Raw genomic sequence first — 9,575 nt, forward strand, 5'->3', positions numbered from 1 at the left:
GGCCGCACCGGCCGCCGCTGCCCCGGCATCGTCGGGCGGCCGCAACGAGGAGCGCGTCAAGATGACGCGCCTGCGCCAGACGATCGCCAAGCGCCTGAAGGAAGCGCAGAACACCGCCGCGATGCTGACGACGTTCAACGACGTCGACATGACCGCGGTGATCGAGGCGCGCGCCAAGTACAAGGACCTGTTCGAGAAGAAGCACGGCGTCCGGCTGGGCTTCATGGGCTTCTTCGTGAAGGCCGCGACGATGGCGCTGAAGGACATTCCGTCCGTCAACGCCAGCATCGAGGGCGACGAGATCGTCTATCACGATTATGCCGACATCTCGGTCGCGGTCAGCGCGCCGAACGGGCTGGTCGTGCCGGTGATTCGCGATGCGCAGGCGCTGTCGGTCGCGGGGATCGAGAAGACGATCGGCGATTTCGGCAAGCGCGCCAAGGACGGCACGCTCAAGATGGAGGAGATGAAGGGCGGCACCTTCACCATCTCCAACGGCGGCGTGTTCGGCTCGCTGATGTCCACCCCGATCATCAACCCGCCGCAGTCGGCGGTGCTGGGCCTGCATCGCATCGAGGACCGCCCGGTCGTCCGCGACGGCCAGGTGGTGGTGCGTCCGATGATGTATCTGGCGCTCAGCTACGACCACCGCCTGATCGACGGCCGCGAGGCGGTGACCTTCCTGGTCGCGCTAAAGAACGCGATCGAGGACCCGACGCGGATCCTGATCGACCTGTAAGACGTCCCCAACGTACCACCCCGGCGAAAGCCGGGGTCCAGTTGGGAAGGAAGATGTAACCGGGCGCGGCGTTCACCATCTCCGGCCCGTAACTGGACCCCGGCTTTCGCCGGGGTGGAGGCAACGGAAATGGCTGACGAACAGCAGTACGACTATGACGTCCTCGTGATCGGCGCCGGCCCCGGTGGCTATGTCGCCGCGATCCGTGCCGCGCAGCTGGGGCTGAAGACCGCCTGCGCCGAAAGCCGCGAGACGCTGGGCGGGACCTGCCTGAACGTCGGGTGCATCCCGTCGAAGGCGATGCTCCACGCCTCCGAACTCTACGACCACGCCGCCAACGGCGCGATGGCGAAGCTGGGCATCAAGACGACGGTCGAACTCGACCTCGACACGATGCACGGCCAGCGCCGCGACGCGGTGAAGCAGCTGACCGGCGGGATCGAATTCCTGTTCAAGAAGAACAAGGTCACCTGGCTGAAGGGCCGCGCCGCCTTCACCGGCGCGCACAGCGTCGACGTCGGCGGGCAGACCGTCACCGCGAAGAACATCGTCATCGCCACCGGTTCGTCGGTCACTCCGCTGCCGGGCGTGACGATCGACCAGAAGGTCGTGGTCGATTCGACCGGCGCGCTGGAACTGCCCAGGGTGCCGGAGCATATGGTCGTCATCGGCGGCGGCGTGATCGGGCTGGAGCTGGGCAGCGTGTGGCGGCGGCTGGGCGCGAAGGTCACCTGCGTCGAATTCCTCGACCAGATCCTGCCCGGCTTCGACGGCGATATCCGCAAGGAGTCGAACAAGATCTTCAAGAAGCAGGGGATCGAATTCAGGCTGTCGACCAAGGTCACCGGCGTCGCCGTCGACGGCGACAAGGCGACGTTGACGCTGGAGCCGGCCGCGGGCGGCGAGGCGACGACGATCGAGGCGGATTGCGTGCTGGTGTCGATCGGGCGGCGCCCGAACATCGACGGCCTCGCGCTCGACGCCGCGGGCCTGTCCACCAACCAGCGCGGGCAAATTGAGATCGACCACGATTTCCGCACCGCGGTGGACGGCATCTGGGCGATCGGCGACGTCGTCCCCGGCCCGATGCTGGCGCACAAGGCTGAGGACGAGGGGATTGCGGTCGCGGAGAACATCGCCGGCCAGCATGGCATCGTGAACCACGATATCATCCCGTCGGTCGTCTACACCTGGCCCGAGATCGCCGGCGTCGGCCTGACCGAGGAAGCGGCGAAGGAGCGCGGCGAGGTGAAGGTCGGCAAGTTCCCGATGGTCGCCAACAGCCGCGCCAAGACCAACCACGAACCGGACGGCTTCGTGAAGGTGATCGCGGATGCAAAGACCGATCGCGTGCTGGGCGTATGGTGCATCGCCACCGTCGGCGGCACGATGATCGCGCAGGCGGCGCAGGCGATGGAATTCGGCGCCACCAGCGAGGACATCGCCTATACCTGCCACGCGCACCCGACCCATTCGGAAGCGGTCAAGGAAGCCGCGATGGCGGTGCAGGGCAAGCCGATCCACATCTGACCCCACACGCACCGGGGCGCCCCACCGCCCCGGTACTGCCGGACGCCCTTGCTACGGCGCGGCGTCCGGCGCTCCACCAAGTGCGGCACCCTGCAGGCGCAGGCCGAGGAATACCGCACCGGGAGCAGGATTGAAGGACACTGGCGCGGCCGGCGCGAAGCCGAGCGTCGCATAGAGCCGCCGGGCGGACACCGATGGCGCCATGACGTCGAGCCGCATCTCCCGATACCCCATCGCACGCGCTTCTTCGATCAGCCGTTCGACGAGCCTGCGGCCGAGAGCGGCGCCGCGCGCATCGGGGCGGACATACAGCCGCTTCATCTCGCATATGTCGGCGCTGACCTTGCGCAGGGCGACGCATCCGTCGATCTCGCCCGCCCGATCCGCCAGCAACACGCATCCCGCCGGGCGAGCGTATTTCCCCGGCAGTGTCGAAAATTCCGCGTCGTTGCCCTGATAGTCCAGATTGACCGGCGAATTGGCGATGAACTCTCGCCAGATCGCCAGCAGCGCGGGAACGTCGGCAGGGAAATCGGCGTATCTGATCCGGGTCATGGCCCGCATTCTGATGCGCGATCGTGGCGGCTTTGGGGTCAGGACCCCTTCTGGCAAGGTTCGTGATCGCCCATGGCGCGACGGGCCGGAAAGGCGCACGGCGGCGTCGGGGCACCCTGCAACGTGCTAGCCTCGCTCGTCAGTCACGATGCTGACGCATCGCTCCCTCCTCGCTCCTGGCCGTGCGCCTTTCTCGGCTCCGTCACGACCATTGCCAGAATGGGCCCTGGCCCTAGGGAAAAATCTTGGCGGAAGCGTCCGCATCGGGCGGATGCCGTTGGTCCGGCGCGACCAGCGGCTTCCCCAGCAGCCAGCTCAGCGCCGACGCGACCGCCGCGAGGATCGCGATCAATGCGATCGTCTCCGCGGCGCCGTCCGCACGCCCCTTCAGCATCCAGTAGACGACGAACAGCCCGATGCCGATCGTGGACAGCGATTTGGGGATGACGAGGCGCCGGCCGCACGCGCGGCAGGGGAACGCCCTGCCCAGCCCCCATTGCGTCCGCCAGAACGGCACGGCGGCGTAACAACCCGGACAGCGCGGGCCCATGGTATTCCCCATCGATCGGCGGGACCTATCTCCGCGCCGCGCGGTCGTCCTGCGCCAGCGCGGCGACCAGCAGGTCGCGGACGCCGCGCAGCGTCGCCGCGGGGCGCGATGCCCGGCCACGCTCGGCGTGCAGCAATTGCTGAACGCCCTTGACGGTATAGCCCTCGCGGTTGAGCAGCCGGTCGATGCGTTCGACCAGCGCCACATCCTCGGGGCGATAATAGCGGCGCTTGCCCGCGCGCGTCACCGGGCGCAGCTGCGGGAAGCGGCCCTCCCAATAGCGCAGGATATGCGGGGCGATACCGGTCGCTGCCGCGACCTCGCCGATGGTACGAAAGGCGGCGGCGGATTTGGTTTCCGACGCCACGCGCGTCAGCCGGCGCCGATGATGCGGTCGCGCATCATCTGGCTGGCGCGGAACGTCAGCACGCGGCGCGGCGCGATCGGCACCTCGACGCCGGTCTTGGGATTGCGGCCGACGCGCTCGCCCTTGTCGCGCAGGACGAAGGTGCCGAAACCGGAGATCTTTACGTTCTCGCCACGCGCCAGCGCGCCGCACATTTTCTCCAGGATCTGTTCGACCATCCGCGCCGAATCCGCGCGCGACAGGCCGACCTGCCGGTGCAGCGCCTCTGCCAGATCCGCGCGGGTGAGCGTGCCTGCGTCCGTCATGTCCGTACCATTCCCCCCAGAAAGGTTAGCCGTGTCCGATCGTTACCGCCCGCAGCCCGGCTTGTCGATGCCGATTGCCAACCTGGATCAGTAGCGCAGGACCGCCGCACCCCAGGTAAATCCGCCGCCCATCGCCTCCAGGACGATGATCTGTCCCGGAATGATGCGCCCGTCGCGCACCGCGGTGTCGAGCGCGAGCGGCACCGAGGCGGCCGAGGTATTGGCGTGGCGGTCGACGGTCATCACCACCTTGTCCGCGGGCAGCGACAGCTTGCGCGCGGTGGCGTCGAGGATGCGGGCATTGGCCTGGTGCGGAACGACCCAGTCGACCGCATCGGTGGCGAGGCCCGCGGCGGTCAGCGCCTCCTCCATCACCGCGGCGAGATTGACCACGGCATGGCGGAACACCTCGCGCCCCTTCATCCGCAGCTTGCCGACGGTGCCGGTGGTCGAGGGGCCACCGTCGACGTAGAGCAGGTCGTTGTGCCGCCCGTCGGCGTGGAGCCGCGTCGCCAGGATGCCGCGCGCCGCGCCATCGGCGGGATCGTCGGCGGTGTCGCGCGCCTCCAGCACGATCGCGCCGGCGCCGTCGCCGAACAGCACGCAGGTGGTGCGGTCTTCCCAGTCGAGGATCCGGCTGAACGTCTCCGCGCCGATCACCAGCGCGCGGCGATGCGCGCCGGCGCGGATCATGCTGTCGGCGACCTGCACCGCATAGAGGAAGCCGGAACACACCGCCGCGACGTCGAACGCGACGCAATCGGCGATGCCCAGCATCGCCTGCACCTTGGTCGCGGTCGCGGGGAAGGTGTTGTCGGGCGTGGCGGTGGCCAGCACGATCAGGTCGATGTCCTGCGCGGTGACGCCCGCCGCCTCGATCGCCGCAATGGCCGCGTCGCGCGCCAGCGTCGCGGTGGTCTCGTCCGCGCCGGCGATGTGGCGGAAGCGGATGCCGGTGCGCTCGACGATCCATTCGTCGGAGGTATCGACCTGCGCCGCCAGTTCGGCATTGGATACACGGCGGACCGGCAGCGCCGATCCCGTCCCGATCAGCACCGAACGGATCATGCCGCTGCTTTCGCTTCGAAATTGCCCAGGTCTTCGATGATGCGGCGGGTCAGGTCCGCCTTCACCATCTTGGCGGCATTGCCGATCGCGGTCGCCACGCCGCGCTCGTTGGCGCTGCCGTGGCTCTTCACCACTAGCCCGTTGAGGCCGAGGAAGACCGCGCCATTGTGGTTGTTGGGATCGAGGTGATCGCGCAGCAATTCGGTCGCCGGGCGCGAGATCAGGAAGCCGAGCTTCGAGCGCACCGAACTGCGGAACGCGCGCTTGAGCAGGTCGGCGACGAAGCGCGCGGTGCCCTCCGCGGTCTTGAGCGCGATATTGCCCGAGAAGCCGTCGCAGACGATCACGTCATGTTCGCCGCGCGACAGGCGGTCGCCCTCGACGAAGCCGGCGAAGCGCATCGGCAGATGGGTCGCGTCGCGCAATTGCTGCGCGGCATCGCGGATCTCCCCGGTGCCCTTCTGGTCCTCGCTGCCGATGTTGAGCAGCGCGACGCGCGGCGCCGACAGGTCCAGCGTTGTGCGCGCGTAGGCCGCGCCCATCACCGCGAACTGCACCAGGTTGCGCGCGTCGCATTCGGTGTTGGCGCCCAGATCGAGCACCACGACGTCATTGTCGCCCAGCGTCGGCAGCAGCGCGGCGAGCGCCGGCCGGTCGATCCCCGGCATGGTGCGCAGCGACAGCTTGGCCATCGACATCAGCGCGCCGGTATTGCCCGCGGACACCGCAGCGGCGGCGCGCCCCTGCTTCACGCAGTCGATCGCGATCCCCATCGACGTTGTCCGCGCGCGGCGGATCGCCTGGCTGGGCTTTTCGTCGCCCGCGATCACATCGGGGGCGTGGACGATCTCGGAATGCTGCGACAGGTTTGGGTGGTTGACCAGCCCGGCGCGAATCGCCTCCTCGTCGCCCACCAGCAGGAAGCTGATGTCGTCAAAGTCGCGGCGCGCCCGCGCGACACCCGCCAGCATCACCGCCAGCCCTTCGTCGCCGCCCATCGCATCGACGGCGATCCGGGATCTGTCGGACATAGCTGAGGCGGGCTCCTGTAAGGTCGTGTCGTGCCCGTGGATCAGGCGTCGACCGCGACGACCTCACGGCCGTTATAGTGGCCGCAGGCGGTGCACAGGTTGTGCGGACGCTTCAGCTCGCCGCAGTTCGGGCATTCCTGGAACGCCTCGACCGACAGCGCGTCGTGCGCGCGGCGCATGCCACGGCGGGAGGGAGAAGTCTTTCGCTTGGGGACGGCCATCGCGGCACCTTGATCTGTCTAATGTTTCCATACACGGCCAGCCGGCACACAACGCCCGCAGCGACCGGCGCGATGGCCAGCCGCGGCAGGCAGCCGGGCATCGGCTCGCATCGCGAAGCCCCGCGCCTATAGCGAAATTCCGCGACGTTGCAAGCCGCGTCGGGCGATGGCACCTTGCCCGCGGCGCTCGTGCGCCTTGGGGAGGGGTGAAGATGCTGGTGCTTCCGGTGACGCTGACGATCGCCGCGGCCTGTGCCGTGGTCAACCTGTGGCTGGCGATGCGAATCGTGCCGGGGCGGATGCGCGGCAAGGTGATGCTGGGCGACGGCGGCGACGAACGGCTGTTCGCGCTGCAACGCGCGCACGCCAATTTCATCGAATATGCGCCATTCGCGCTGATCCTGATCGCCGCGATCGAGCTGGCGGGCGGCTCGCCGTCGTGGCTGTGGGGGCTGGGCGGCGCGTTCGTCGCGGCGCGAATCGCGCACGGGCTGGGGATGACCCGCCCCGCCCCCAATCCGCTGCGTGCGATCGGCGCGCTGGGGACATGGGTGCTGCTGGCGGCGCTGGCCGGCTGGGCGCTCGCGATCGCCTATACCGACGGCGCGCGCCCGGCGCCGGTCCCGCTGGCCCCCGCCACCGACACGCCATCGGCCTGACGCGCCGGGGCGTCGGCGGCTAGGCGGACAGCGCGCGGTCGCTGACGAACATATTGTGCGCGCGTTCGTGCGCGAAGGTGCTGGGGCGGCCGTGGCCGGGGATGAACGCGGTGTCGTCGCCCAGCGGCCACAGCTTCGTCACGATCGATTCGATCAGCTGCTTGTGATTGCCCTGCGGCAGGTCGGTGCGCCCCACCGATCCCTGGAACAGCACGTCGCCGACTTGCGCGAACTTCGAGGGTGCGTGGTGGAAGATGACGTGCCCGGCGGTGTGGCCGGGCGTGTGGTAGACGTCCAGCGTCAGGTCGCCGACCGTCACCGTATCGCCGTCGACCAGCCAGCGATCCGGTTCGAACGGCACGCCGGTGATGCCCCAGTTGCGCCCGTCGTCGGCCAGCCGCGCCAGCCAGAAGCGGTCGTCCTCGTGCGGGCCCTCGATCGGCACGCCCAGCGCCTCGGCCAGCGGCTTGGCCTCCCCGGCATGGTCGATATGGCCGTGGGTCAGCAGCACCTTTTCCACCGTCACCCCGGCCTGCGCGATCGCCGCGTGGATCTTCGGCAGGTCGCCGCCCGGATCGATCACCGCGGCCTTCATCGTCGCGGTGCACCAGATCAGCGTGCAATTCTGCTCGATCGGGGTGACCGGCACGATCGCGGCGCGCAGCGGCGCGGTGGCGGTCACTTGGCGCCTCCCGCCGCGGCCGGCGGAGGCGCCAGCAGCTTGCCCTGCCAGAAGGTCAGTCCCGCCCAATAGGCGTAATCGCGATTGGCCTTCTTGGCATAGCCGTGGCCTTCGTCCGCGGCGACGACGTGCCACGCGCTGCCGCCGTTGGCGCGCACCGCGGCGACCATCTGGTCCGCCTCGCTCTTGGGCACACGCGGATCGTTGGCGCCGGTAACGACCATCAGCGGCACACGCAATTCGACCACCCGCGTCATCGGCGAGATCGCCAGCAGCTTCGCGCGCTGCTGCGGATCGCGCTCATCGCCATATTCGACACGGCGCAGGTCGCGGCGATAGGCCTGGGTATTTTCCAGGAAGGTCACGAAGTTCGAGATCGCCACCGTGCACAGCGCGCCCTTCAGCCGCGCGCCGTAGCGGATCGCTGAGGCATAGCACATATATCCGCCATAGCTGCCGCCCTCCACGCCGATCCGGTCGGCGTCGATCGCGGGATCCCTTGCCAGCGCGTCGAGGAAGGCGCCGATGTCCCTGACCGAATCCTCGCGTTTGAACGGCCCGTTGTCCGCCGCAACGAAGCGCTTGCCGAACCCGGTCGAGCCGCGGACGTTGGGATAGAAGCGCGCGACGCCCAGTTCGTTGGTGTAGTAATTGGACGCGCCCTGGAAACCGGGGCGGCTCTGCCCCTCCGGCCCGCCATGGATGCTGACGATCAGCGGGCGCTTGCCCGGAAAGCGCGCGGGATCTGGGCGATAGAGGAAGCCCGACACCCCCGTCCCGTCGAAGCTCTTCACCGTCACCAGTTCGGGCGCGGGGTTGCGCGCCGGGTCCAGCCCGCCGGTCTCGCTTTCGGTCCAGCGCGTCACCGCCAGCGTGGCGGGGTCGATCGCGAAGACGTCGCCCGGGGTCGCCGCGCCGCTGACCGTTACCGCGATCGTCCCCCACGGCGCGATCCGCACCCCCGATGCCACACCGTCGGGCAGCCCGGTGACGGGGCGCACCGCGCGCGTCGCCAGGTCCATGACCTTCACCCGGCTGGCGCCCGCTTCGTTGACGACGAAGACCAGGAACCGGCCATCGGGCGCGATCTCCATATCCTCGACGTCCCAGCGCGGATCGCCCGCCACCGGCGTGAACCGCCCGGTCGCCGGGTCGAGCGTGCCCAGCCGCGCGACGTCCGATCCCTGGTCGCCGATGACCCACAAGGTGCCGTCGGGCGCATAATGCGCACCGCTCCATGCCACCGCCGCCTTGGGATCGGTGATCGCACGCAGCGTCCCGGTCGCCAGGTCCAGGTCGTAGAGCGTGGATTGCTGCACCGAGCGATATTGCGCGACCAGCGCATGGCCGCCGCCGGGCGCGAAATCGACGATGCTCCAGCCGCCGCCGGTCACCTGCGCGACCATCCGGTCGCTCTTCGGATCGCGCGGGTCGATGACGTAGAGGTCGCCGTCCGCGCCGTTGCGGCGCGTGGAGGAATAGCCGACCAGCCGGCCGTCATGGCTGAACGCGCCGAACTGGTTGCGGCTCTTCCCGTCGGTCAGCAACGTCAACTGCCCGTCGTTGAGCGTGTAGAGCTGGTAGAATTCGCCCCCGCCGCTGTCCTTTTCCACCACCAGCACGTCGCCCGACGGCGAATAGCGTGCCGACGACACGCGATCGGCCTCGAACGTGATCTGGCGGCGCATCGCCAGCGGCGCGGCGACGGTGTGGAGCTGCGCGACATTGGCGAAGCGGGTGGCGATCAGCAGCGACCGGTCGCGCGGGTTCCAGTCCACTACGCCCGCCGATCGTGCCTCCAGATACGGGCGCGTGCGGTCGGCCAGCGCCGCCGGGATCGGCGGCACGCCGTCGGCGGTGATTGCGGC

The 9,575-nt window shown here is 69.0% G+C and carries 12 protein-coding genes; 3 read left to right on the plus strand and 9 right to left on the minus strand.

Annotation, left to right across the window (positions count from 1 at the left end; all coding sequences use genetic code 11):
• Both sucB and lpdA read left to right on the plus strand, forming a co-directional pair.
• Positions 1-739 (plus strand): dihydrolipoyllysine-residue succinyltransferase (gene sucB, locus AX685_RS16215; protein ID WP_156445867.1); only part of this gene is annotated, 739 nt, incomplete at its 5' end.
• A gap of 129 nt (positions 740-868) precedes the next feature.
• The gene (gene lpdA, locus AX685_RS16220; protein ID WP_066490537.1) at positions 869-2,269 is read left to right on the plus strand and encodes a dihydrolipoyl dehydrogenase; all 1,401 of its coding nucleotides are present in this window, start codon (positions 869-871) and stop codon (positions 2,267-2,269) included.
• A gap of 51 nt (positions 2,270-2,320) precedes the next feature.
• On the opposite strand, the gene AX685_RS16225 is transcribed toward lpdA, so the two are convergent.
• The 7 genes from AX685_RS16225 to rpmF form a co-directional block, all read right to left on the minus strand.
• Complete coding sequence (locus AX685_RS16225) at positions 2,321-2,824, minus strand: GNAT family N-acetyltransferase (protein WP_066490540.1); 504 nt, start codon at positions 2,822-2,824, stop codon at positions 2,321-2,323.
• Between the two features lie 232 nt (positions 2,825-3,056).
• Entirely contained in the window at positions 3,057-3,374 is a 318-nt protein-coding gene (locus tag AX685_RS16230; RefSeq protein WP_197418656.1) for a hypothetical protein, read from the minus strand.
• A 25-nt stretch (positions 3,375-3,399) separates the two neighbouring features.
• Positions 3,400-3,741 carry a MerR family transcriptional regulator gene (locus AX685_RS16235; protein WP_066490542.1) on the minus strand — a complete coding sequence of 114 codons (342 nt, stop codon included), beginning with the start codon at positions 3,739-3,741 and terminating at the stop codon, positions 3,400-3,402.
• A gap of 5 nt (positions 3,742-3,746) precedes the next feature.
• Positions 3,747-4,046: an integration host factor subunit alpha gene (locus tag AX685_RS16240; protein WP_066490543.1), complete on the minus strand. Its 300-nt coding sequence runs from the start codon at positions 4,044-4,046 to the stop codon at positions 3,747-3,749.
• Between the two features lie 87 nt (positions 4,047-4,133).
• Positions 4,134-5,114 carry a beta-ketoacyl-ACP synthase III gene (locus AX685_RS16245; protein WP_066490544.1) on the minus strand — a complete coding sequence of 327 codons (981 nt, stop codon included), beginning with the start codon at positions 5,112-5,114 and terminating at the stop codon, positions 4,134-4,136.
• Positions 5,111-6,145 (minus strand): phosphate acyltransferase PlsX, encoded by a 1,035-nt coding sequence (gene plsX, locus AX685_RS16250; RefSeq protein WP_066490546.1) that lies wholly within the window; start codon positions 6,143-6,145, stop codon positions 5,111-5,113. The genes AX685_RS16245 and plsX overlap by 4 nt, the downstream gene beginning before the upstream one ends.
• Before the next feature lie 41 nt (positions 6,146-6,186).
• Positions 6,187-6,366 carry a 50S ribosomal protein L32 gene (gene rpmF, locus AX685_RS16255; protein WP_022688053.1) on the minus strand — a complete coding sequence of 60 codons (180 nt, stop codon included), beginning with the start codon at positions 6,364-6,366 and terminating at the stop codon, positions 6,187-6,189.
• 215 nt (positions 6,367-6,581) lie between these two features.
• On the opposite strand from rpmF, the gene AX685_RS16260 reads away from it, so the two are divergent.
• A complete protein-coding gene (locus AX685_RS16260) occupies positions 6,582-7,025 on the plus strand; it encodes an MAPEG family protein (protein ID WP_066490552.1) in 444 nt (147 codons plus the stop codon).
• A 19-nt stretch (positions 7,026-7,044) separates the two neighbouring features.
• On the opposite strand, the gene AX685_RS16265 is transcribed toward AX685_RS16260, so the two are convergent.
• Together AX685_RS16265 and AX685_RS16270 are read right to left on the minus strand one after the other, a co-directional pair.
• Positions 7,045-7,707 carry an MBL fold metallo-hydrolase gene (locus AX685_RS16265; protein ID WP_066490549.1) on the minus strand — a complete coding sequence of 221 codons (663 nt, stop codon included), beginning with the start codon at positions 7,705-7,707 and terminating at the stop codon, positions 7,045-7,047.
• The coding region (locus tag AX685_RS16270; RefSeq protein ID WP_066490551.1) for a S9 family peptidase at positions 7,704-9,575 on the minus strand (1,872 nt) is incomplete at its 5' end. The genes AX685_RS16265 and AX685_RS16270, both read right to left, overlap by 4 nt.

Source organism: Sphingomonas sp. CCH9-F2 (assembly GCF_001556735.1).
Lineage (GTDB): Bacteria > Pseudomonadota > Alphaproteobacteria > Sphingomonadales > Sphingomonadaceae > Sphingomonas > Sphingomonas ginsenosidimutans.

Coding starts and splice junctions, on each gene's coding strand:
- AX685_RS16230 (WP_197418656.1), bottom strand. CDS start 3,374: ATGGGCCCGCGCTGTCCGGGTTGTTACGCCGCCGTGCCGTTCTGGCGG.
- plsX (WP_066490546.1), bottom strand. CDS start 6,145: ATGTCCGACAGATCCCGGATCGCCGTCGATGCGATGGGCGGCGACGAA.
- AX685_RS16240 (WP_066490543.1), bottom strand. CDS start 4,046: ATGACGGACGCAGGCACGCTCACCCGCGCGGATCTGGCAGAGGCGCTG.
- lpdA (WP_066490537.1), top strand. CDS start 869: ATGGCTGACGAACAGCAGTACGACTATGACGTCCTCGTGATCGGCGCC.
- AX685_RS16245 (WP_066490544.1), bottom strand. CDS start 5,114: ATGATCCGTTCGGTGCTGATCGGGACGGGATCGGCGCTGCCGGTCCGC.
- rpmF (WP_022688053.1), bottom strand. CDS start 6,366: ATGGCCGTCCCCAAGCGAAAGACTTCTCCCTCCCGCCGTGGCATGCGC.
- AX685_RS16225 (WP_066490540.1), bottom strand. CDS start 2,824: ATGACCCGGATCAGATACGCCGATTTCCCTGCCGACGTTCCCGCGCTG.